The sequence below is a fragment of the Chryseobacterium oncorhynchi genome, assembly GCF_002899895.1.
GTDB lineage: Bacteria > Bacteroidota > Bacteroidia > Flavobacteriales > Weeksellaceae > Chryseobacterium > Chryseobacterium oncorhynchi.
In genome coordinates, this window is record NZ_PPEI02000011.1 from 17,250 (window position 1) to 40,929 (window position 23,680).

21 protein-coding genes are annotated in these 23,680 nt (G+C 29.9%); 13 read left to right on the plus strand and 8 right to left on the minus strand.

Translation table 11 applies throughout. The features are described from left to right. Nucleotides 1–5: 5 nt before the first annotated feature. The 8 genes from C1638_RS21405 to mobC all read right to left on the minus strand — a co-directional run bounded on the left by C1638_RS21405 (nt 6) and on the right by mobC (nt 10,926). Nucleotides 6–1,985 (minus strand): TraM recognition domain-containing protein, encoded by a 1,980-nt coding sequence (locus C1638_RS21405; RefSeq protein ID WP_109623971.1) that lies wholly within the window; start codon nt 1,983–1,985, stop codon nt 6–8. 7 nt (nt 1,986–1,992) lie between these two features. Then, complete coding sequence (locus C1638_RS21410; RefSeq protein WP_109623972.1) at nt 1,993–2,358, minus strand: hypothetical protein; 366 nt, start codon at nt 2,356–2,358, stop codon at nt 1,993–1,995. Beyond that, nucleotides 2,330–4,450, minus strand: a complete 2,121-nt coding sequence (locus C1638_RS21415) for a DNA topoisomerase (protein WP_109623973.1) — start codon at nt 4,448–4,450, stop codon at nt 2,330–2,332. The genes C1638_RS21410 and C1638_RS21415 overlap by 29 nt, the downstream gene beginning before the upstream one ends. Before the next feature lie 88 nt (nt 4,451–4,538). Next, on the minus strand, nt 4,539–4,940 hold the full coding sequence (locus tag C1638_RS21420; RefSeq protein ID WP_109623974.1) for a single-stranded DNA-binding protein: 402 nt from the start codon (nt 4,938–4,940) through the stop codon (nt 4,539–4,541). Nucleotides 4,941–4,968: 28 nt separating this feature from the next. Beyond that, nucleotides 4,969–7,047 carry a hypothetical protein gene (locus tag C1638_RS21425; protein ID WP_109623975.1) on the minus strand — a complete coding sequence of 693 codons (2,079 nt, stop codon included), beginning with the start codon at nt 7,045–7,047 and terminating at the stop codon, nt 4,969–4,971. A gap of 69 nt (nt 7,048–7,116) precedes the next feature. Next, the gene (locus C1638_RS21430) at nt 7,117–8,973 is read right to left on the minus strand and encodes a hypothetical protein (RefSeq protein WP_109623976.1); all 1,857 of its coding nucleotides are present in this window, start codon (nt 8,971–8,973) and stop codon (nt 7,117–7,119) included. A 73-nt stretch (nt 8,974–9,046) separates the two neighbouring features. Beyond that, complete coding sequence (locus tag C1638_RS21435) at nt 9,047–10,555, minus strand: relaxase/mobilization nuclease domain-containing protein (protein ID WP_165826573.1); 1,509 nt, start codon at nt 10,553–10,555, stop codon at nt 9,047–9,049. 5 nt (nt 10,556–10,560) lie between these two features. Beyond that, complete coding sequence (gene mobC / locus C1638_RS21440) at nt 10,561–10,926, minus strand: plasmid mobilization relaxosome protein MobC (protein ID WP_165826574.1); 366 nt, start codon at nt 10,924–10,926, stop codon at nt 10,561–10,563. Nucleotides 10,927–11,574: 648 nt separating this feature from the next. Here mobC and C1638_RS21445 point away from each other — a divergent pair. The 13 genes from C1638_RS21445 to C1638_RS21505 all read left to right on the plus strand — a co-directional run bounded on the left by C1638_RS21445 (nt 11,575) and on the right by C1638_RS21505 (nt 23,304). Then, nucleotides 11,575–12,363, plus strand: a complete 789-nt coding sequence (locus tag C1638_RS21445) for a ParA family protein (RefSeq protein ID WP_109623979.1) — start codon at nt 11,575–11,577, stop codon at nt 12,361–12,363. A gap of 14 nt (nt 12,364–12,377) precedes the next feature. Then, nucleotides 12,378–12,890 (plus strand): hypothetical protein, encoded by a 513-nt coding sequence (locus tag C1638_RS21450; protein WP_109623980.1) that lies wholly within the window; start codon nt 12,378–12,380, stop codon nt 12,888–12,890. A 3-nt stretch (nt 12,891–12,893) separates the two neighbouring features. Further along, complete coding sequence (locus C1638_RS21455; protein ID WP_109623981.1) at nt 12,894–13,715, plus strand: hypothetical protein; 822 nt, start codon at nt 12,894–12,896, stop codon at nt 13,713–13,715. Between the two features lie 20 nt (nt 13,716–13,735). Further along, on the plus strand, nt 13,736–14,041 hold the full coding sequence (locus C1638_RS21460) for a DUF4134 family protein (protein ID WP_109623982.1): 306 nt from the start codon (nt 13,736–13,738) through the stop codon (nt 14,039–14,041). Continuing rightward, nucleotides 14,041–14,334 (plus strand): hypothetical protein, encoded by a 294-nt coding sequence (locus C1638_RS21465; protein WP_109623983.1) that lies wholly within the window; start codon nt 14,041–14,043, stop codon nt 14,332–14,334. Before C1638_RS21460 ends, C1638_RS21465 begins: the two co-directional genes overlap by 1 nt. A 133-nt stretch (nt 14,335–14,467) precedes the next feature. Beyond that, nucleotides 14,468–17,011, plus strand: a complete 2,544-nt coding sequence (locus C1638_RS21470) for a TraG family conjugative transposon ATPase (RefSeq protein ID WP_109623984.1) — start codon at nt 14,468–14,470, stop codon at nt 17,009–17,011. A 55-nt stretch (nt 17,012–17,066) separates the two neighbouring features. Next, on the plus strand, nt 17,067–17,651 hold the full coding sequence (locus C1638_RS21475; protein WP_109623985.1) for a hypothetical protein: 585 nt from the start codon (nt 17,067–17,069) through the stop codon (nt 17,649–17,651). A gap of 6 nt (nt 17,652–17,657) precedes the next feature. Further along, complete coding sequence (locus C1638_RS21480) at nt 17,658–18,758, plus strand: TraJ family protein (RefSeq protein ID WP_109623986.1); 1,101 nt, start codon at nt 17,658–17,660, stop codon at nt 18,756–18,758. Nucleotides 18,759–18,766: 8 nt separating this feature from the next. Beyond that, on the plus strand, nt 18,767–19,456 hold the full coding sequence (locus C1638_RS21485) for a hypothetical protein (protein WP_109623987.1): 690 nt from the start codon (nt 18,767–18,769) through the stop codon (nt 19,454–19,456). Further along, the gene (gene traM, locus C1638_RS21490; protein WP_109623988.1) at nt 19,446–20,534 is read left to right on the plus strand and encodes a conjugative transposon protein TraM; all 1,089 of its coding nucleotides are present in this window, start codon (nt 19,446–19,448) and stop codon (nt 20,532–20,534) included. Before C1638_RS21485 ends, traM begins: the two co-directional genes overlap by 11 nt. A gap of 16 nt (nt 20,535–20,550) precedes the next feature. Then, complete coding sequence (locus tag C1638_RS21495) at nt 20,551–21,231, plus strand: DUF4138 domain-containing protein (RefSeq protein WP_109623989.1); 681 nt, start codon at nt 20,551–20,553, stop codon at nt 21,229–21,231. A gap of 5 nt (nt 21,232–21,236) precedes the next feature. After that, nucleotides 21,237–21,812 carry a conjugal transfer protein TraO gene (locus C1638_RS21500; protein WP_165826575.1) on the plus strand — a complete coding sequence of 192 codons (576 nt, stop codon included), beginning with the start codon at nt 21,237–21,239 and terminating at the stop codon, nt 21,810–21,812. Nucleotides 21,813–21,831: 19 nt separating this feature from the next. Further along, nucleotides 21,832–23,304: a TraQ conjugal transfer family protein gene (locus C1638_RS21505; protein WP_109623991.1), complete on the plus strand. Its 1,473-nt coding sequence runs from the start codon at nt 21,832–21,834 to the stop codon at nt 23,302–23,304. The last annotated feature ends 376 nt before the right edge of the window (nt 23,305–23,680 follow it).

Below are 23,680 nucleotides of genomic sequence, written 5' to 3' on the forward strand. Positions count from 1 at the left end.
TAAATTTACAATGTTACTAAAGTTCTCTCTAATAAACCATCAATGTCCATTTTAATTTGATTAAAGTTATCCATTAAAACTTGATTAACATCTTTATCAGATAATGGTTCATTCTTAGCATCTAAAAAAAGAGTTAAATCGGGTAGTTTCCCACTTTCTAATTTTTTTGTTTTTGCCAGATCTACATGAATTGTAGAGTAAAAGAATTTCTGATCAATTTTTTCATCAAAATTATCTGCAATTTTCCCACAGAATACTCCTTGAGATAAAGTACTAATTTCTGATTCAGGTATTAGTTCCTCCATTTGTTCTGAATAAGAAATGGATGTTCCACTATCAGATATTGAATGCGATTCTTTTTGTACCTTGATTTTACCAAACATTCTTGCAAGTCTTTGAGCTGTATCTCCTGAAACCTGCCCAGCAAAAATATTACCCATTGTATTAACAATGGATTCTGCATTTTCTTTGGAAAAGTCTCTTACAGCCTGTGTTATATCCTGGAAGCCTAGCCAAGTCGCAATCTCATTACTTCTCCCTGTGGCTATTATATTATCGAGTGTTCCTTTCGGAAATGACATAGTTGTAAGCTCATCTAATACTAATGCAGATTTATTCTGATGTTTAATATTTATTACTTTCATAATCTTTGTTGTAAACAAAGAAATGCATACACTATATATTTTTTCTCTTTTCGGATTATTACCAATACATAGAATTTTAGGTCTTTGCGGATCGTTAATTTGTAGATTGATTCCATCAATCTCATTACCATTTTCATCTTTATCTGTAGTCATCACCCAATATACAACAGGAGAGGTCATACGTGACAATCCTAAACGAGCAGAAGCGATCTGCCCCTCCAACTGATCAGTAGCCTGGTTTTCGTAAGCTGAGATAAAAGGTGCAGCCATATTTGATATGGTTCCATCCTCAATAGATGCCAAGAATTGAAATTGTTTTTCGTAGGATTTTGATAACAACTCAATTAAATGAGGTAATGAACAATATTTTCCTCCCTCTGCACATCTTAACGCCCAAATTAAACATGCAACATAGTTAATTGGTGATTCGACGAAGAAATCCCCTTGCTTAGAATTCCAGGACCTGTTAAGTGCAATCATTAGAACCTGAGCAGCTTCTACAGCATCAACAGAATCTATTAATAACTCCGGTTGTAAAGGATTGCAACGATGAGACTTTTTCGGATCATCGAAGTTAATAACACAAAACTCAGGTTCAACCTTATAGTTCTCTTTATACATCTCCAAACAATTATAAGTAAACACTGATAAAGTCGGAAATTTATAATCATATACAAGCATTGCAAATCCTTTTGATATATGTTGCTCAATAGCTGGTTGTAAAATGGCAAATGATTTTCCGGATCCTGGTGTTCCAATTACTAATGATGCCCTATATGGATTGACAACATTAATATAACCATCATCTGTCTTCAAATTAACAGAAGCATCATTCTCCATTAGTTCCTGTGTTTGCAAAAATTTTCTTCCATCTTTTCCAAACCTATCTTTTCCAAATGAGGAGTTAATAGTAGTCATTATTTCAGCAAAATAATGAATAATCATAAAATATGATACAAAGCTTATAATTGTATAAAATGAAAAAATTCCTACATTCATTCCAATATAGTAAAAAAAGTAAGAAAATATAAATAGAAGACTACAGCCCAGAGCTTTTAATATAGTTGAAGTAGTATTAACATTTTTTTTCAATATTTTCTTCGGTTTTCCTCCGAAAACAGATATACCAACTAAAACTACTATGAAGACCCTTACTAAATAATATTTCCCCTCTCTATAAAATCCAAAACTTAGTACCTTATTTGCAAAGGGTGTAAAAAAATCAAAACCAAGTTTGCTTAAAGAAACATTTCCTAATGTAACTACATCAATTCCTAATAATATAAGGGATAATAAGAAAAATAATCCCGTATAAATTTCCAAATTTTTATCCTGCGCCATAATTATATTAATTTTCTTTTGGATTACTAAGCTGAAAGTCCGCTGTTCTATTAGAAAGTCTCATATTAAATTCAAAAATATATGCATTGAGTTCGATTAGATTTCTTTTTGACTTGTCATGAATTGTCATTGTAGAAAAAGATTGTCTTTTTTCTGGATTTCCATCAGGAAACATTAAATATTTAAGTTCTTCCCCGGATATACTTAATAGGTATTTATTATATTCTATCAGTTGCAAAATATCAGCAATTGATAAGCTGCAGATATCATTACAAAATTTTCCAGATTCTTGCATATCTTGTCTTATAAGTTTATGATTATGTCTCTGTCTCATTTTCACCTCTTTATTTTTTATTAAATTTTTTCTTCCCAAATCCCGAATTTGATTTTGATTGCTGGGTCTCAATTTGAAATGTTTCCTTATTGAAAATAAGATCTATAGTATAAGTCTTTTTCTCTTGTGTTTTACATTTCGCATTTGGAGAAATTCCTTTTGTTAAGAGTTCTGTTAATCGCTTTTCAGTGATCTGTTGTCCTCTAAAATTCTTGTACAATTTATACTGGCAACTATTTTCATCAACACAATAATAAAAGAACTTATTTTGGTATAATTTATTAGATTTACATTTCGGGCAATTTTGTGAAGTCTCATTAGGATTAAACCCCAATTTTGGACTCCCCTTTATCTGCTCAGTGATCTCATAAGCAAACTTCTTAATGCTTTGTTCAAACTCATCTACATTTCCTTTTCCCATCTCAATATTTGATATTGCATTTTCCCACTCGCCTGTTAATTCAGCTGACAAAATTTTTTGTCCATTTAAAGCCTTAACAATTTCAAAACCTAATTTTGTAGGAAGTAGAATTTTGCCTTTACGTTCAATGTATTCACCATCTACCAATTCCTTAATAATTCCCCCTCTCGTTGCTGATGTTCCAATTCCTTTTCCTTTTAAGGCATCTTTAAGATCTTCATTCTCTATATCTTTCCCGCAAGTTTCCATCAATGTTATTAATGAAGCATCATTTAATAAAGGCGGTGGTGTAGTTTGTGACTCTACTATAAAAGCTTCTTTGATTTCGTAATTTCCGACTTCCAAAGCTGGCAGCTGCTTATCTTCTTCTTCATTTTCATCTTCCTCTATTTTCAGTATTTTATCTGACAAAAAGTCTTTGAATATAGTAAACCCTCTATTAACAACAACTGCTCCCCTGGCTTGAAAAGGATCTTGAATTCCATCTATAAAAAAAGTATATACAGTAACATTTTTCAATTCTTTTGATGAGAAAGCCTGTAGGAATGAAGATAGAATAGTTAGGTAAACATTTTTTTTCTTTTCATCTAGGTGAGTTAATATGGGAATTTTTGAAGTAGGAATGATCGCATGATGATCTGTCACTTTCTCGTTATTGAAAGGCTTCATATTTTTATCCAATAATAAGGGGACTGTAAAATCTTGACAGTTAAACACACCACCTATTTGTTCAATTAATTCAAAAACCTCAGTTTTCATTTCTTCATTTAAGAATCTACTATCTGTTCTGGGATAAGTAACATGGCCAGCTTCATATAATACTTGTAAAGTACTCAAAGTTTCATCTGCAGTATATCCATAAGATTTATTACATTTTTTTTGTAATTCGGCTAGATTAAATAATGCTGGAGGAGCTGTAGACTTTTCCTTTTTATCAATCGATTCTAAACGAATAGTTTTTTGGTTCAATGCGCTTTTGATAATTTCTTCCGCTTTATTTTTATCAATTACCCTTTCCTGATATATAGCAATAACATCACCTTTTTGAGTTGATACAGTTACTTTAGGAACAAAATATGGCTGTGGCCTAAACCCTTTGTTTTCAAGAAATCTCTTTACAACCAGGAATAATGTTGGTGTTTTAACTCTTCCTATTCTTAGCAGAAAGCCATTGTTTTTAGTCATGGCTATAGAAGAATTAAATCCTAAATACCAATCAGCAATTTGTCTTAACTTCCCTCCAATATATAGTCCGTCTTTATCTCTTCCATCAATTAGATTGTTAAATCCATTTTTAATTACATCCGTATTTACAGATGAAATCCAAAGTCTTTTAAATGGCTTCTTACATTTAGAATGTTCATATATCAATCTAAAAATAAGCTCCCCCTCTCTTCCTGCATCGGTTGCACAAATAATCTCTGAACTTTCATTAAAAAGTTTCTTTATAATTTGATACTGTTTTTTAGCAGTACCCTCTTTATCTTCTTTAACCTTTAATGGGATTTCAGTTGGTAAGAATGGTAAATCATCATTTTCAATTTTTCTTCCTAAAACTTCCTCCGGAGAAGAGAGCATAACAAGATGGCCAAACGCCCAGGTTACTTGATAACCATTTCCCTCAAAATATCCATTTTTCCTTTCATTTGCTCCAATGGTTTCTGCTATAGATTTAGCAACACTGGGCTTTTCTGCAAGAACTACTTTCATATATTTTTTTTTTCATTTTTTGTTTAGAAAAATGATAATAAAGCTTATAAGCTTTATTATCATTTTAAAGTTCATAAGTTTTAAAGATTTAATCTTCTTTAATTTCCTCTGTACTCTGATCTACCTTATCTGAGGTATTTGTAGATTCACTTGAAAAAGACTCTGTTGCTGTTGCAGGATCTTTGGTTTTATGTAGCACTAATTTATCTACATATTCCAGTGTTGTGAATTGTGTCCCATTTTCGTTTTCATATGAACTTGTATCACAATAATTACAAAATACAGTAACCCCCTCCCCTTTTTTCAATCGATTTAAAATTTCCGGATTTTCTTTGCTTTGAATCCAATAAACACATTTTTTGTACTCTGGATTTTTTTTGTTGGGGAAATTAATCGCCACAGTAAAATTAATTGGTGATCTTTCGCCATTTAATTGCTTGTAAGTTGCATCTGCAACTAAATGTCCTGTTAATGTTAATGAATAAGCCATAATATTTTGTTTTATCGGTTAGTAATTATTAAATTTTTGGTCCTTTATATTTTTGTTTTATTTCTTCTTCTACCTTTGTAGTTTCAGTCTTTTTGATAAACTTATCAGCTATAAATGAATTTAATTCTTGATCGTAGTGAACTTTTACACTAAATGGTTTTTCATCTTTACTAATACCATCTATAATTAGGGACTTCCCTTGTGTGGCTATCATTTTTTGTTCTTCATTTAATTCTACTCCGAAGACTTTAGTAGGTATTTCAGATTGATTGTTCTTAAAATGAGGCTTTAAGGTTAGTTTTTTTTCCGCTTTTGAATACTCCGGTCTCATTTTAAATGAATACTCTACTTTCTTTCCATCTTTATCACTAATACCCTTAAAAAGAGAATTAGTAAGCTCCCCTCTCATTAACCTGGTAATATCACTTTTATCCAAATCTGAAAAATTTATACCTGCTGGTTTAATTTTAAATAAAGCTTCAATTTCAGACCTATCATATTTTTGTCCAGGAAAGAATTGATAAATCTCATCTTTATGAAAATTTTTCTCTAATCCCTCCAGGCTTTTAAGCACAACTCTATCATCATTTATATTAACAATCTGTCCTTTAAAATAATCAGCTTCATGATTAACAATTGCTAATTTCCCAATTTCTAATACTACAGACTTATTTTTATTTTCAAAAATATCATTATAAACTGCAGGAACTAGGTGAACAAATTGTGTGTCTAAATCTTTTTTAAGAGTACGTATAGCTTCTATTTCCCTATCTCCATCAATTGGTAGATCTATTTCTGAAATACCTAATCTATTAAGCTCGTTTATAGCGTTATTATATGCTATTTCAAACTCTGCACTTTTTATATTATATGATGCAACATGTTTATTATATAATTCTTCATCACCTAGGACTTCTAAATCATAATCCCTTACATCTGGTTCTACAATAGGGTCACCTATTACTGTATAAAAATTTAAAACCGCTTCAAAAACTTCTTCTTTATTCTGAGTTTCTATGCAGAAATCAAGTATTTTTTGTCCAGCTGAATGATTGAAATCCCACATTGGCTCTGGATTTTCTTCATTTTGATAATAAGCATTAAGTACTTGAATTAATTGTTCTTTTCCTTTCGGATTTTCTGTATTTTCCATATTTTGAGATTTGTAATTAGTATTAATTGATTGCTCTAAAATTAGCTGCTCTTGAATATTAATAGGTCTTAAAAAGAATGGTTCTGCAGTAAGATCATATTCAAAAGTATATCCATGAGCTTGACACTCTTTCTGAAATTTATCGCAATAAGAATATCCGTTATCTTCTCCTGATTCTATTTTTTCTGACCAATAATCAACTATTGGTTTAAGATCCTCCGGAATAAATTCATAATTATTAAAGAGATCGATCTCTAAAAAAAAATCTTCTTTTTCTTCTAACTCAATTAGATTTGCTTCATTATATATTCTAAAAAAGTGAGCGTGTTTTTCATCAATTCCAGTATTTGTTAGACCATCACTCAATTCTGTTCTTGTTGATAGTTCTCTTTCCCATTTTTTTTGTTCTTCCCAAAGTTCATCTGTCCCAATTGGAACTTTATAAAACCTTTTAAGATCAATTAGATTCCCTGATAATTCAATAGGGTAAATATTAGCCAGAAGTCTTTTCCCGTTCTCATTGGTTATAGTAAAATGCAATTTTTTTTTATCTTTTTTTTCTTTTGCAGTTTCTTTCTGCACTTTCTCTACATATGAAGTAAGTGAATTTGGGTTATCTACTCCATGAGAGCCATAAACCAGATCATCTACTTTTTTTAAGAGCTCCGGATTGTTCATTAAGGTTTGATATTTAAATCCTCCAATATTAGAATCTAGTTCATTTCTCAAGGCATTTAGATAACTTTCACTAGAAGTATATTCCATCACTTCACCAATTTTCCCATCTTCTGCATAAAATGAAATAATTCCTACGATTCCGTTCTCTGAATTAGCTAAAGCAGCAAGTCCCTTTAATTGTTGCTCAATGTTCTCAAATGTTCCATCTACATGTAAGTGATTTGTTTGATTACTATTCGAATCTGCAACATGTGCGATTAAACTAAAATTTTCCATGTTAAAATTATTTATGATTTTGATTTGTGTATATATTAAGATATAAATAAATTAATATTTTTATATCTTTTACATTTTAATTCCTCCTGAACCTTTGTCTATAATAGTGGTTGTAGCAGTAAATTGTTTTGTATATCCCTCTTTCAAACTCTTTGCATAATTCTCTCCTTTATTAGAATTGTATAAAATATCATTTAATTGAGGATCATATTTCATATCTGTTTTAAATTGTAAATTGCCATCTTTATCAACAACTTCAAATAAGATTACTTTTTGGTCAAGCAGATCTTTCTTTTGATCTTCGTTTAGTTTTTGATTTTTATATGTAAATTCATCTAAGTTAAAATCTTGATTTTTATACACTGGTTTTAAAACAGCCCTTTTATTTTCATCATATTTAATACAAAGTTTAAAGTCATATTGTTCTGACTTTTTAAAACCATTGTTATCATCTTTAATAACTGTTGATGTAATTAGTTGGGAGAAATCCCCTTTAAGTAGATTTAACTTACTATCATTAGAAAGTTCCTCGTATTTCAACTGAATGTTACTCTTTTCAAATGCAGCAATAATTTCAGTATGTGTAAACTTCTGGCCTTTAAATAATTTAACACTTTTATCTTCAGTAGTGATTTTTTCTTTTTCACCTACTTGAATCTTTAAAATACCGTCATTGTTTTCTAATACTCTTCCTTTGTAAAAACGTCCATTATCTTCAAAAGAAATAATATCTTTTACATTAATTTTTTCCAGATGAAAATTTAATTGGTTTTCAACATCAGTTGTACCTGTTCCGTTAAGCTTAATTTCCTGTTTTTTTGTTTCTACAAACTCTGATACAATATTTGATACACTTATATCTTTATTATCTTCATACTTTTTAATAAGCCCAATTATATCTTCATCAGTTAATTCTCCATGCTTAAATTTGTGGGAAAAATCATCAATGAACTTCAAATCTTCAATTTTCTTCTCATCATTAATAACATTAATCATTGCGTTCATTCTTTGTTGTAATGATTTGCTTTCATCCTCCAATATAGGCTGAAACATCTTGTATACTGCGGATGAAATTTTTTTCATTTTAAAGCTCTCTGACTTTTTAATACAAACAAAAATTTCGTTAAAGCAATCTTCAAAAGTTGCATTTCTTCCAGCTCCTTTTAGAATACTTTGGGTTTCCCGTAAAGAGTCATCAAATAGTTTTTTTAATGAAAAATTATTTTTTGTTAATGCTTTTTCAACTTTAGGAGAAATGATGTCTTTTATTTTTGAGCCAATTTCAAGTTCTGGATTAACCTCTTCTTTCTTTATTAAGTCTTTCCAAACTTTCATTCCCTCGTCCTGGGGTAATGAGTTTATTATTTTTTCTGTTGGAATTAAAATTGATTCTTGGTTTCTAAGCAATTTCAACAAGTCTGCATTTTCAGTATCAGTTTTAAAAAAAGGAATAATACTAGAGAAGTTTTTCCCAGAATAATCAATTTGCTCTCTTACAATTCCAAAAACTTCACTCCCCTCCTGCATAAAAGTTATAAAATCATATCTTTCTTTCTGATCTGGATCCTTTAGCAACAGTTCAATTTGAGATCTTAATATCAATGCTTTATCAGAGTTAATTTTTTGTGACTTTTTATCGTCTATTAATCTTCTATTTAGATCTATAACTTTTTCTATCAATGCCAGTCTTTCACCAGGTGACTTTGCAATTTCAGTAAAATTAATTTCTCCACCCTCTTCATCCGAATATCCATTAAAGGCATTATCTTCAATAAAATATTCTTGAATTACACTCATAAAAGGTGAATAATTTTCTTCAATATCCTCTATTGATAATTCATTAGACGAAAAAATTTCTAACCATTCTTTTAGACTTAATAAATTTAAATCTTCAATTTCTTTTAGTTTTTCTTTTAAGTTACTCATAATAAATTTTTTACAATATCAAATATATGAAATAATTATGCATTGATTATATTTATCCGTCATTATTTCATATTTATATTTTGTTTTTTGGTCCTTTTACAGCGGTTTTTACTTCTTGATTTTTTTCAAACAATGTCAATAATTGATCTACAGCTTTATTCAACTTTTCAGTCAATGATTCAGTTTTACTATCTTCCTTATTTATAGTAGATTTTGCATCATTTCTAAGGTATTGCTGAAACTTCCAAACTTTACTTTTATAATCCTTAGCATGCACTAAATTTGATACTTCTGAAAAATCTATTTTGTTCAACTGAATTTTAACCGGTTCCGAGTACTCAATATCTTTTGGATTTTTATTTAAATAATGGTTAAATCGTAATTTTCCTCCTTTAACATCTGGAATCATTCCATTCAGTGCCATAAACATTATATAATGTTGTGGATTGTTTTCTTTAGTTTTCTCTGGATACAATTCTTTATATTTTTTCTCTAAAACAAAAACTAATGTAGCATTATGATACTTATAATCCCTCACCGTTTTCTCAGAGAACTTATCTTTAACATTTCCGTAACTCAACGATCTTGCTATATCAGATGGTTTAATAAACAATCCCTCTCTTTTATCATAAAATCTATATGCTGCAGGGATTCCATTCTTTAAAGTAAAAGAAACCTCAATATCTATCTTATTCATTTCTTCAATAAAAATATCATGAGTTAATGTGTTGTATTTAGAAAAAATACGATTCTCAATATAATCTTTTATCTCCCCCTCTCTTTTTTTCCTGAACTTTAAATTTCTTAAAAAAACTTTATCGAGTTTTTTTTGTCCTGGATTAGAATAAAGTGCAGAACTATTTAAAGGGAGGTCTGAAATTCCTTTAGTTTTATATTTAAGGCCAATTTTAATTTCATTATTTTTATCTACATAATTATTAGAAATTACTTCTAGCCCTACTTTATTTAACTGTACATTATACTCATCCATTGTCGTTGGATGGAAATGCTTCAATATATAATCAACCGCATACGAATATCTTTTCCTTTTATCTAAAGTATCTTCGATAACACCATCAACAAAGATATTATCTGGTACTGAAACAATCTTATTTTTTAAACTACTCACCTCTTTTAATTCATATTTTTGTTCCAATTCTCTAGTTATTTTTTGAGATCTTAAGAACAAATTAGAATCATTGATAATAGTTTTTTTGGAAATAATTTTAGGAGTTACAATATGAATGTGTGGTTGAAAAGAATCAAAATGTCTATATATAATTAGAGGGTGCCCCTCAGGAAACCCAAGTTCTTTAAGATAATCTTTAGATATTTTAGTCAACAAATCATTGTCTATTTTCTTTAAATCATCTACAGGAAAATTTAATGAAATATGCATATTTTTATCCTTTCTTTTACTCTCACGAGTATGAACTACAAAATGTGAAATCACACTTTCTTTTGATGCTTCTGAATCAAAACCATTATAAAAAATTCTTTCAGCTTCACCCTTTTTAACCTTTTTTTCATTGTATTCGATCAATGGTTTCACAGTTTCGGTATGAGAAATATTTGCAATCAAAACATTTATAATTTATTATTAATTGAAGAAATTATTAGTTCAAAATGAGTGTTTATTGCTTTAATTTGATTTTTCAAATTATAAATTCCTGCTTCATCAATTGAACCATAAGTATTAATATTCTTTGAAATTTGATTAATATTCGTACCTATTTTATTAACTTCAAAAAGATATTTATTAAAATCGATTGCATGAAATGTATTACTTTTATTAGATAAAAGTAACGTTCTTACTCCATCAGAAATAGTTACTCCAATAGGTATTTTTTTAAGTAGTTGATTGTATTCTTCTTCAGTTAATCTACAATCAATCCTCTTATTTCTAAGTAACTTTTCTTCTATAATTTTAGGTCTACCTCCTTTATTTTTCATAAAATGTTTAAATATTAATAATACAAAATATGCGACTGGAACGAGCATATTATTCATTTTGACTCGGAGAGCAAGGAAGTTTTTGTCCGACAAAAACACACCTTGCTATGTTTAAACACAAAAGTACTAAAAAAATATATAAATATCTTTAGATATTATTTTGTTTTTAGCTAAAATTTAATCAAGAATATATTTAGATATTAAGAAATAAATATCTTATAAATAACAAAGAACTAAATAGACGAATATTAATATATAAAGATATTAATATATGTAAATTCAGCATAACAAATAACAAAACAGATATAAATAAATAAAGATATATATATTTATATATCTATTGAATTATAATTTTAAAATATCTATATATCTATATATCTAAATAAATAAAGATATTAATTTATTAAATTATTTATTTATTTAGATATTAATGTTTGTATGTCTAAATATTTTTATATATTTGTATATGAAATCACTTATATATTAATATATAAGTAGCTTTATATCTTAACACCAAAAATGCAAATATTATGGATCGAGCTATTTTTTTAATGTTCCATCTCACAGTTAAAATTATCTTTAACTGTATCGCAATTTTTATAAATCTCTGCATTGCAATTTTTAAAGTAATTTTTAAACATAAATAAAATGAATAAACTAGGCAAAATTGTTGCGTTTAGCTCACAAAAAGGTGGTTCTGGCAAAACTACATCAACAACATTCGCTGCTACATACATAAATTATTATTACGATAAAAAAGTATGTGCTGTAGATCTTGATATTCAAAAATCACTATCTAATAAAAGGAGAGATGAAATTAAGCACATCCAGAGCCTTGCTGAACTAGATGGAGAAATGTTACTTCCACAAAGAAAAGAGGCAAAAGTTTTAAAAAAACTAGATGAAGAGGGAAAAGAACTTTATCCAATATATACATATTCATTCAAAGATGATAATGTGATTGAAAAAATTTTAGATCTCCAAACTAAGTATGATATCATATTCATAGATTTTCCTGGAACGCTTGATTTTAAAGAAATTTCATTTATTCTCCTTATTTTAGATTACATCTTCATTCCATTTTATGCTGAAGAAAAAAATTTTAAAAGTGGTTTTGATTTTGAAAAAGTTCTGAGAGGAATTAAAAATCATCAAAAGGAAAATCCTAACTCTTCCAGATTAAAAGATTACTATGCATATTTTTTTATGTACAGTGAAACAACATCTAAAGTAGTTTGGGACTTTATTCAAAAAGTCTTAGATAGTAGAGGGGTAAAAAAATTAGATAATCATATTTATGAAAATAAAAAACTGGAAATGGATGTTTCTACAATAAAATTAGTGACTGGTGTACCAAGAGCCAAAAGTCCAATACCTTTTGTTGAAGAGATAATGTCAATATTATTTCCAGAAGAATATTCAAATAATAACAATTAATACAAACTATATTTATGTCAAACGGAAAACCTAAAGGCAAAGGAAACAGTTATTTAAACAGCCTTTCTTCATCACTCGTAGATGAGACTGAAAATATAATTGATAAGAAATCTTCGGAAATAGAAGATATTATAAATGTGCCTACAGCAGACAATGATAATGTTGAAAGTTCTGTTGAGTCAAAAAACCCCGCAACAGAAAATAATTCTGAGAAAACTGAAGATGCTAAGGTAAATTCAAATATATCCAATAAGTATAAATCTAGAAATAAATCTGCAGACCCGTCACCTAAAAAAGAGATCAAGGTTAAGCCGGATCCTTTGATAAAATTTACTGCTCCTGTAAAAAAGGTACTTCAGAAAAACGGGGATCTTGAATATGGAGATACAACGAATACCAAAGTCTCTAATGAGGCCAATCGCTATCTTAAAATTATGTCCTTGGCTTCAGATGTTGCTGGATATAAAATCGCAAGTTCTCTAATTGTTGATTTTTATAATAAGCATAAAGACGAATTTAATATATAAAATATGTTGGCCATCATATTATTCATAATAGGGTTGACGCTGATAGGAACTTTTTTCTTTATAAAAAGACAATTAAATAAAGGAGAAAAAAAACAAGAGGTCCCAAATTTGCAGAGAGAAAAAAAAGAAGAAAAACCCATAGTAAAAATTGAAAATAATAATCAAATCTTTGATATTAGAAATAATCAAAGTATTGAGATAGATAGTTCATCAACAGCGATGAAAAAAATTATCCGGAAATATAAAAATATCAATCCATTACAAGTAGTAGAAGAAGCTTCTACGGAACAGGATGAAAAAAAATCTAATGAATTTGATAAAATAAATATTACCGGATCCGCTATCGAAGATGATGAAGAATCAATAGATTTTGAAAGTATTTCCGGAGATCAGGCTATGTTTCCTGATTTACAGGAACTATCTTTTGTAAAAGAAGTAGAAGAAACTCCTGGTCATGAATTGTTTAAGATAATAGATACTAGTTTACATGAACAAGTAACAAATCAATTAGAGCGATTGGTATCAGGTGATGAAGATGATGACCTTTTAGATGAATTTAACAAATTCAAAACTGCTAATTCTTATGCAGAGAATACTAGTAGTTTATTTGATGAAATGGATGTTGAAGAAACCAATATAGCTGAGCTTAATGAGGTTACTTCAATAACAAAAGAAATAAATACGTTTCAAAAAGATGAAATAATTACGGATGAAAGAGAAAAAACTAGTATTTTTACCGAAGAAATAATTTCACCCAAAGAAATAGAAGATAATCATTTAGATTTCAATATGGAATTTGATGAACTTGTTGAAAATGAAGACTAAAATTTTAAATTAAATATAACATGAAAAAAAATCTTAAGTACCAAAAAACATTAAGAATAGCAAAAGGTGTTTTTATTGTAGCATTATTATTGGCTCCTGGGCTACTTTTTGCAGACGTAAATGGAGAAATTTCAAAGTGGACCCAAAATGCTCGAAGAATTGCAAAATCAATTATTGGTCTAGCAGCAATTGGAGGAGGAGTAATAGTATATCAAAAAATGCAGGCAGATGATGGCTCGTCAGGAAAAAAAGCTTTAATGAGTTATATTGGAGCCCTAGTCTTTGCGGCACTATTATTTGTATTGATCGATGAGATTATTAAATAATGAAAAATTTTCCAGTTTTAAAAAATATAGGGAAAGAGCCAAATTATTTTGGCTTAAGTCTTAAGTCTTTTATGCTGCTTATTATTGAAATCATCATTACAATAATATTTACTAGGGGATTTATAACTCTGTTAATATTTCTCCCTATAATCTTGGTTACATATTTTGGACTCAGTGCAATGGAAAAAAAACATGGAAATGATTTTTTATCTAAATTTTTGAAGAAATATTTTGAAAACTTCAATGGGACAAAAATTAGTATTACTGAGATAAAGGAAGCACTTAAAAAATAAAAAAACACAAAATTCTTTAAAACAACTTTCCAAAGAAAAATATAGAGTTTTTGAAATTTGATATTTTTTTGAGACAACTAACATTTCACATATTGGTGAATTAAATATTTAATTTAATTTTAAAAATGAAGCCGTGAGTAAAAATCCAAAAAATAATGATCATTTCCCGCAGTTTAACAAAACTGCGGCAATTGATGGAAATGTAGTTAAAAATAGGTCAAAGGATATAGCAGTCTGTTATAGAATTCATTTACCTGAAATTTTCACAATGGGTGAACCTGAATTTGACCTTATCCATAGCGATTTTCTAAAAGCGTTAATGGTTTTACCTGAGGGAACTATTATACACAAGAAAGATATCTTTAAGCAAAAAATATACAATTCAGAAAATCTTGCTAAAGAAACTTATCTTCAAAAAAGTACTGCAGAGCATTTTAAAGGTCGTATATATATGAATCACGACTGTATTATTTCCTTTATTAAACCGGAACTTACTACATTAAGAAAAAATTATGACAGGCTAAGTATTCTATCCAAAAGAAATACAGTTGCTAGTCTAGAAGAAATAGAAGCATTTATGAATCATGTAGAGCATGCGGTTAGTGTTATCAATGCTTCTACTATCCTAAAGTGTGAAGCTTTAACATCAGAGGAGATTTATGAAATAATTGTAGATGAATATACATTATTCAAGGATGAGATAGGAGATTATGTTTCCTCTGATGAAGATTTAAGAATAGGGGATAGCTATGTAAAAATATTTTCTTTAAGAGAAGATGGCCAACAACCGGATGGAACTCTCAACAACTGCGTTCTTGATAGAGATAGATCAGTTGACCAATCTCAATTTTTCCGTTCCTACTGTTATCCTTTAGCTTTAGACTTCAAACAGGATCATGTATATAATCAATTTATTTTTATTGAAGATCAGGCTAAAGTCAAAAAAGATTTAGAACTTAATAATAAAAGACTTAGTAGCACAAGACTATTAAGTAGAAAAAATAAGACACTAGCTGATCAAAATAATTTTTTCCTGGATAGGGTCGAGCAAGATAATGTAAAAATTGTCAGAATGCATACTAATGTAGTGTTTTGGGCTGATTCTAAAGATGATTTGAAGAAAATAACAAATAAAGTTACAGGGTACTACTCTAAAATGGGTATAAGACCTTATAATAATTCTTATTTTGATAGAGATTATATATATCTGGCAAATCATTTAGGAAATGGTGGATTGCTCCCAGTGGAAGAAACTTTTTTAAGCTATTTAGATATTTCTCTTTGTTATTTGACAACTGAAACTAATTACAAGTCTGATGTTTCAGGTACTCTATACAACGACAGATTATCAAATATTCCGCTATATGTAGATACTTTTCATAAGCCTTATGAAACAAAGGAAATTTTGAATAGAAATTATATTATTGTAGCTCCATCCGGAGGTGGTAAGTCTTTTCTTTCAAAAAGTAGATTAAGGCAAAATATAGAAAATCCCAAAAATCAGACGGTAGTTCTCAATGTAGGAGGAGATGATAAATTATGTAGAATGTATCCAGATGATACTCTATATTTTGAATATAAAAAGGGAAGACCACTTGATTTAAATCCTTTCTGGGTATTTGATAATAAAATTGATACAGGAAAAGTAGAATTTTTAATAGATTTCATAGGTCTTATATGGCTAACTGATAAAGATCTTTCAAATGACCAAAGATCTTCATTAGAAAAAATCATTATGAAATTTTATGATGCCAAAGAACTTTCTCCAACAGAAGAATTACATCATGAAAAATCGAAGATAGAAGAAGACGAAGACAAAATCTATTCGGTTAGAAATTCTGATAACAATTCTTTACCTCGATTTTATGAGTATATAAAAGAAAATGCTGAGACAATCAAGTTAGAAACATTTAATCTTTTTGAAATTGATTCTTTAGTGTTAAACTTAGAAAAATATGCGGATGGCTTATATTCAAATCTTTTTACAAATGGAGAACCAAAAGTTTTTGAGAATAAGAAGTATGTAGAATTTGAATTAGATAATATTAAGGATCACCCAATTTTGTTTCCGATTTTTGGAATGATTATTTCGGATCTAATTTTTAACACAATGTGGAAAAAAGATGATTCGGAAAAGGAATTCTTTGTAGATGAAGCTTGGAAAGTATTAGAAAAGAAAGGGATGGTTTCTCTTCTAAAATATCTCTATAAAACAATTAGAAAGTTTGACGGATCTGTTGGAATAGCTATACAGCAAATTACTGACTTATTTGCATTAGGTGTAACAAATGAAAAAGCGATTCTCGGTAATACTGCGATAAAATACATACTAGATCACAGAGAAGTTTTGGGAGATGTTCCAATTTTAAAAGAGAAGCTTTCCTTGTCAACTGCTGATGTAAGTCAATTATTATCAATAAAAAATAATACAAAACCGACTCCATCCGACCCTTTGGCATATACAGAGCTGTTGTTGGCTAAAGGCAGTCGAAATGCGAAGGTTATGAGGTTAGAAGTATCTAAACCTTGCTTAGCAATATATGAAAGTGATAAAAATAAATTGAAAACTTTTAATACGCTTTATGAACATCATAGAAAAGAAATGATACCTACTATTGAAAGTTATATTGATGTAGAAATTAACAAAACTAAATTAATTACAGATTTTACAATTTAACCGTATTTATTTCATATAAATTAATTATATTTGTTTAACAATAAATCCTCACAAAATGAAAAAACTATTTCTAATAATATTTACGACCATTTGTAGCTCAGTATACTCACAATGGGTTGTTGAAGATCCAGGAGTTGCAGGTTTACTTACTGTCCTGAACCAGGAACAGGCCATATCAAATTCAAAGACAATAGCACAAGCAGCAAGTACTGTAAAACAATTACAAAGCCAGGGGAAATGGATAAAAGAGACAGTAGAAAAAGTAGATAATGCTCTAAAAACATTGAATGTAGTTACAGATATTCAGAAAAATGCTGTAGGTGTAGTTTCAGATTACCGAAATACGTCTAATGCCTTACAGTCTTATAAACAGCTCAATCCTGCGTATGTGCAAAATGCTCTAAACAGATTAGCGAATATCGTAAGTAATAATCAAAAGACAGTTAACTTTTTTTCTAGTGTAATGAAGTCTGATTTTTTAAAGCTTTCCTCATATGAAAGAATAAAACTATTAAACGAAATAAATGCGAAATTAACTAGTCTTAGAGGGGGAATATACAGTATTGGTGCTGAAGCTTATGATAAGAATGCAACAATGGTTGTTAAAAAGTCAATATATGGAACACCAATTCTTAAATAACTTAATATGTTAACTCTACTTACATCTTATGGAATTGAAAACATTGAAGTTTCAACCATAGTAAACAAAGTATTTCAATCTGGGGGATTAAACAAAATAATGTGGGGAATGAAAGCTTTGGGAACTTTAGCTCTTCTTTTCTATTTTGTTCCAAAAATTGGAAAGATTTTTTCTGGCAAAGAACAAATCACACCAGATCTTCTTGGGCCACCATTAATATATGCAGCACTATTATTAAGCTGGACAGATCTTAATAGTCAATTAGATAGTGGTTTACTAGCTATACAAAAAGAATTTCAGGCAGCTACCCCCAAAGATAGTCGAAGTACAGAAGCATATCGAGATATTATAGCAAAATGGTCTCTCATTCCCTCCAGTGGAGTTGAAGAACCTATTGCACCAGCAAATGCTGATCAGGAATCCTCATTTTTTGATTTTTCAAAAATAAAAGAGAAGGTATCAACTATTGTTAATATAATGAACAATCCTGAAATATTGATATTGAAAATAACAATGTTTTGCACACACGTATTTAATACGGTAATAATAATGTTATTTAACGCATTCTCTTATATCTGGCTTAACCTATTAAGGATTGGAGGGATATTAGCACTTGCACTATATTTCTTTCCAACATTTAAAGGAACCTTTACTAACTGGCTAAGAACATATATTTCTGTTTATTTATGGATACCAATTGGTTCTATTATGATATATGTCTCTGATCAATTATTTCTGGAAATAGCAAATAAAGTTGGAGATGTTCAGATGCCAAATGTTCAAATAATGATGGCCCCAGATCCAGACACAATAATGAAAATGACATTTCTTGTTATATCAGCATTAGCAACTACAATATTGAAATTAGTTCTTCTATCTAAAGTACCATCAGTTATAGGATATTGGCTAGGAGGAGGCAATACAGGTGACATGTTTTCTTCAGCACCTACAATGGTTATGATGACTACAAGTGCTGTAGGTTCTGCAGCAAGTTCAGCTGGGCAAGTTGCAACAGGTGCATTAACTGGAGGAGCAGGTGCAGCTGCAGGAGGAGCATCCGGTGCGGGAGGAATAGCAAGTAAAGCAGGAGAATCATTAAAAGGATAAACTAAAAAATGGAAAAAACTAAATTAGAAAGTATAAAAGCATATTTTCAGCAAGCAGATGAATCTTCAAATAAGCTAAGAAAAATAATGTTATTTGTGATTGTCTTCTCTTTATTAACAGTTCTATTAAGTGTAGGATGCTTATTTTACTTCTACTCTCTCGCAACCTCAAATATTTATGTTATGGATAAAGGAGGTAGTATAGCTACCGCATTTAAACAAGATATAGAAGGTCAAAAAGAGGTTGAAATTGACAATAATATTAGAATTGTCTATAACACATTCTTCACTTATAACTCTACAAATTACAGAAGCCAGGTGAACAAAGGATTAAATGTTATGGGAGAAAAAGGAAGACTTTTATTCCAAACCTATAAAGAAGCTCAGTGGTATAATAATGTAGTTCAAAATAATCTTGATATTTCTTCTGTAGTAGATTCAGTTAAAATCAACTCTCATGAGATTCCTTATCAGTTTAAAGCATATGGACGTCAATTTATCAGAAGATTTAATATAGTTGAAGTTAGAAGATTATGGACTCAAGGTGAAATGTATGATGTTCCCAGGGTAATGCAAACTAACCCACATGGGTTAGAAGTAAATCTGACAATTACAGATAATAGAACTATTAAATCAGATTCTATTATTAATAGACAGAATAATTTACAAAACCAAAATACTCAACAAAATGGCAATTAACTTTCAAGAATTAATAAAGGACAAAAAAGTAAAAAGTGCTTTGGTGATTTGTATTGCAATTATTGCTTCATCAATTTTATTGTATATCATGTTTGCTCCTGAAAGTGAAAGTGATGCTAGAAATGATAAAGAAGTAATGGTAGGTGATGATGCATCTAGGTTAAACTTTGAAGTTCCAACTACAAAGGATAGTACATTAGAAAACGGAACCAAGATTGATGCCTTTGAAAAAAAGTTTTCTGATTCAGTTACATATGCTCGTAAAACAGAAGATGCTTTAAACTTTAATACAAGTTCTAATACAACATCAAATTCAAATAATACAGATACAGGATTTAGTGATGCTGATTTTGAGAAAATGAGAAAAAGTTCATTATCAAATTCAAGTATAGCTCCAAGTAAGCCAAGTAATTCACATAGCACTTATGGAAATTCTTCAATGTGGGGGGATGATATACCAAGTGGATCTAATGTAGGCTATAGCGATTTAGGTAATGTAATTACTAAACCACAGGGGACAAAGAGAAAACCTGTTTCCCAGCCTACTTATAAAAATACTGAAGTAGCTGATGATATTAATTTTGAAACACAATTTAATACCCCATCGTATACAAATACTGCTAAACCTGAAATAACTGCTAAAACTGCAAAACCTATAAGAGCTAAGCTTATTTCATCAGGATATGCAACAACAGGAAGAAGCTTGTCATTTGTTCTCCTCGATCCAATAACAATCAATGGAGAACAGACTAAAAGAGGGCAGGTTATAACCGGGAGTACTATTGTAGATGATAATCGAGTGATTGTAAGATTTGTTTCATTAAAAGTTAATAATAAAAATCTGCCAATTACTGCAAAATTAGTAGGCTATGACGGAGGTGAGGGGTTACCAGTAAGAGGAAACAATAATGGAAATGGAGCTGGAGATGTAATAAGAGATGAAGCACAGAGTCAAGTCTCTAGAATTCCAGTAGTAGGAGGGTTGATTGGAAGAGCAACTAGCTCTGGCAATAGAAAAAATGATGATAAAATCCAACTATCGAGTAATATAGAATGTACAATAATGTTTTATCAATAATTTAAAATAATATAATATGAAAAAGAATTTAGTTTTCGCTTTTCTTCTTATTAGTTTTCTAGGCTTTTCACAAACAAAGAAGAAAATTCACAGAAAAAAACCAGTTAAAAAAAGCTATGTAAAAAAGCCAATAGCTAAAGAATCAGGTATTGTACCAGATGCAGGGAAAGAGGAAGTAGCTCCTGAAACTGTAGTAACAGTAGAACCAACTAAAGAAGTAGTTCCAACTATTGAAGAAACTATAGTTAAAGAAGAAAAACCAAAGTATGAAATAACCGCAGAAAAGTTACTTGGCACTAAAGGATGGATAAATAACCGTAACTCAGCACTTATTAATGGTATAGAGGGCTTTGTAAAAGGCGTTTATTCTGGTACAGGTAAGATATATGTTCTATTGGAAATTGATAATCGATCAAATATCAATTATGATGTTGAAAGCGCAATTTTTATCACTGCTCCTGTCGAAAGAAATGGAAAATTGATTGATACTGAAGAAAAAACGTTCTCTCCAATCTATTCTAATCAACCTGAATCGATCAGCAAAAAAACAAAAAAGAAATTAGTTTATGTTTTCGATAAGTTTACTATTTCCGGTAATAAAACATTGCATTTTGTTTTGAATGAAATAGATGGAGAACGTTCTCTAACATTAGAAATAAAACCTAAATGGATATTACAATCAGAAAGTACAAAATAAAATATATGATGAACATTAAATTTTTAGTAGGATGCATGCTATTATTCAGCATTGTTCTACAAGCTCAAGGAAGAAGAAAAAATCAAAGTGCAATTCATGCTGAGTATGGTTACATGCTCAATTCCGATTCTTTAAAAAAAGGAGGATATACAGCTAAGATAGGATACATGAAAGTATTAGGAGACAAGGGCTTTATTGGAAAGGCTGAAGCTTTTTATTCAGACTATAAAATAAATTATATAGATGGCCAAGTACTGCCCTATCAAAAGTATGGTTTAAATATTAATGCTGGATATTCTTATGAGGGTCTTTATCCTGTAATGTTGAATGCATTTTTTGGAGTTTATGGAGCGTATGAAAACGTTAATAAAGGAAACCAAAAAGATCCTTTATATAATGCAGAAATACCTTACAAAGTTAAAGGATTTGTATACGGATTATCAGGTTCAGCAGAAGCTGAAATTTATCTGATCCGTAGAATGTCATTACTTTTAAATTATTCACAATTTTATGACCTTAAAAGTAAATTTTCTAAGTCAAATTATGCTCTATTCGGCGGTTTACGTTTCTATATTAATTAACACTATTAAAAATTACAAAATGAACAAAATTTTTAAACTATTCGCATTATTTTTTGCAATAACATTAACTGTATTTTCAATTCAATCCTGTTCAGAAGATGGGGATTGGGAAAATACTAACGGAGGTCAGTTCGGGTTCTCAATTGTCAGAGATACTGACTTTATTGAAAAAGCTGTTGGAGAAACAAACCAATTTAAATTTAACCTGGTTACAAATTATAATTTTAGCTCATTAGATACAAAATTTAAATTTACAACTAATCTTAGTGGAGTTTTAAAACTCAATGGTGTGGTTTTAGTTCCTAATAAAGAGTACACTTTTACAAATAAAGACAATGTATTTGAATACACAGGTAATGCAGCAGGTTCACATACTGTTAATATTACTGTATCCAATAGTAAAGGAGCGAGTAAAGAGGAAAAAATGGAATTTAAATATGAAATATCTGACTTTGCTCTTACTTTTGTAGGTGGAACTGCTGATATTTACCAGGGAGACGAAACAACTTATATTCATAAAATAACACCATCCAATCCCCAAAATGCTAGTGGTTATGAAGTAAGATTTGATACATACAATGGAGATATTAAATTTAATGGTGTTCCGGCTCAACTAGGACAATTTTATCCAATTAGTAATATTACTAACTTTTCAATTTCTTTGAAAACCAACCAGGTTGGTCAGAATGATTTTACATACACAGTAAAAAATTCTAATAGTTCTAAACCATATACTATTACACAGACTATTAAACCACGTCAAATTGTAATAGAAAGTGCTAATCCTAGTTCATTAAATGTAGTACCTAACACACCAATGACAATGACAGGAATTATCACAAAATCCCCATCTACTTCCAATAACAATATTAAGTATAAGACTTGGATTTCATCTGCTACCAATAATCAGATGAATGGAATTGAAAGTACAAACAATGTATATACTCCTTATGCTTTAAATGGAAATGGTGCATTTACCATCCCTTTCAAAGCGCTTCAAACAGGAACATATACATACAATATACAGGCTCAGGACGAATTTGGAAATGAGAGTAATATTAAAAGTTCTACTATTGTAGTTGGTTTCCCGTTGGCATTTGTAGGTAATGTATCTGCAACAGTACATGTTACTAGAATTAATCCTACAGGAAATTATAATTATAATATTACAGGATTTTCAAGAAGTTTCGAGGTTCAAGCAGACCCTGCTAAAATATCTAGTATTGAATATAAGTTATCTTGTTACTTTGATGGTGTTGGCACTGTAAATGGTCAGCCTGCTGCAGGACAGAAAGAATTTACCTACTCAGATATTATTAATTTACAGAACAATGTTACCTATAGTAATGATATGTATTCAATGAGCAATGGAGCTTTAGGATTTGCAACTCATGCAGGTGCTATTTCTAATTTAAAATTAAAAATAAAAGTTACTGCTAATGATGGAACTACAGCAGAAAAAGAAATTGTACCTACAATAATTTACAATTAAGTAAGTAGTGTTAGTGTTTTTAAGGGTTGGTTTTCCAACCCTTTTTTTTTTATAATTGGCTTCAAACCAAAAATGGGGCAAAATGTCCATTAGAGAGAGTGATATGACAAAATTCTTCTGCAGCTCTTCCGGTGTTGTTGTGGATCCGGAAGCGCTCCGGTGATTCTAAAATGGGTGAGCTGGCCATCCTCCGGAAAGATATTCCCCCGGTGCTGTTCCTGGTTAAATAGGCGAGTGGAATTCCGGAACCCGGCAGCTGATATCCTGGCTAAAATTTCCCCTGCAGATCTTCCAGTGTTCTTGTTGTTCCGGAAGCGCTCCGGTGGTTCCAAAATGGGTGAGCTGGCCATCCTCCGGAAAGAGATTCCCCCGGTGC

What these genes read in the sequence shown, in the direction of transcription:
- C1638_RS21405 (WP_109623971.1), bottom strand. Translation starts at nt 1,985, where the DNA reads ATGGCGCAGGATAAAAATTTGGAAATTTATACGGGATTATTTTTCTTA.
- C1638_RS21415 (WP_109623973.1), bottom strand. Translation starts at nt 4,450, where the DNA reads ATGAAAGTAGTTCTTGCAGAAAAGCCCAGTGTTGCTAAATCTATAGCA.
- C1638_RS21420 (WP_109623974.1), bottom strand. Translation starts at nt 4,940, where the DNA reads ATGGCTTATTCATTAACATTAACAGGACATTTAGTTGCAGATGCAACT.
- C1638_RS21425 (WP_109623975.1), bottom strand. Translation starts at nt 7,047, where the DNA reads ATGGAAAATTTTAGTTTAATCGCACATGTTGCAGATTCGAATAGTAAT.
- C1638_RS21430 (WP_109623976.1), bottom strand. Translation starts at nt 8,973, where the DNA reads ATGAGTAACTTAAAAGAAAAACTAAAAGAAATTGAAGATTTAAATTTA.
- mobC (WP_165826574.1), bottom strand. Translation starts at nt 10,926, where the DNA reads ATGAAAAATAAAGGAGGTAGACCTAAAATTATAGAAGAAAAGTTACTT.
- C1638_RS21445 (WP_109623979.1), top strand. Translation starts at nt 11,575, where the DNA reads ATGAATAAACTAGGCAAAATTGTTGCGTTTAGCTCACAAAAAGGTGGT.
- C1638_RS21450 (WP_109623980.1), top strand. Translation starts at nt 12,378, where the DNA reads ATGTCAAACGGAAAACCTAAAGGCAAAGGAAACAGTTATTTAAACAGC.
- C1638_RS21455 (WP_109623981.1), top strand. Translation starts at nt 12,894, where the DNA reads ATGTTGGCCATCATATTATTCATAATAGGGTTGACGCTGATAGGAACT.
- C1638_RS21460 (WP_109623982.1), top strand. Translation starts at nt 13,736, where the DNA reads ATGAAAAAAAATCTTAAGTACCAAAAAACATTAAGAATAGCAAAAGGT.
- C1638_RS21465 (WP_109623983.1), top strand. Translation starts at nt 14,041, where the DNA reads ATGAAAAATTTTCCAGTTTTAAAAAATATAGGGAAAGAGCCAAATTAT.
- C1638_RS21475 (WP_109623985.1), top strand. Translation starts at nt 17,067, where the DNA reads ATGAAAAAACTATTTCTAATAATATTTACGACCATTTGTAGCTCAGTA.
- C1638_RS21480 (WP_109623986.1), top strand. Translation starts at nt 17,658, where the DNA reads ATGTTAACTCTACTTACATCTTATGGAATTGAAAACATTGAAGTTTCA.
- C1638_RS21485 (WP_109623987.1), top strand. Translation starts at nt 18,767, where the DNA reads ATGGAAAAAACTAAATTAGAAAGTATAAAAGCATATTTTCAGCAAGCA.
- traM (WP_109623988.1), top strand. Translation starts at nt 19,446, where the DNA reads ATGGCAATTAACTTTCAAGAATTAATAAAGGACAAAAAAGTAAAAAGT.
- C1638_RS21495 (WP_109623989.1), top strand. Translation starts at nt 20,551, where the DNA reads ATGAAAAAGAATTTAGTTTTCGCTTTTCTTCTTATTAGTTTTCTAGGC.
- C1638_RS21500 (WP_165826575.1), top strand. Translation starts at nt 21,237, where the DNA reads ATGATGAACATTAAATTTTTAGTAGGATGCATGCTATTATTCAGCATT.
- C1638_RS21505 (WP_109623991.1), top strand. Translation starts at nt 21,832, where the DNA reads ATGAACAAAATTTTTAAACTATTCGCATTATTTTTTGCAATAACATTA.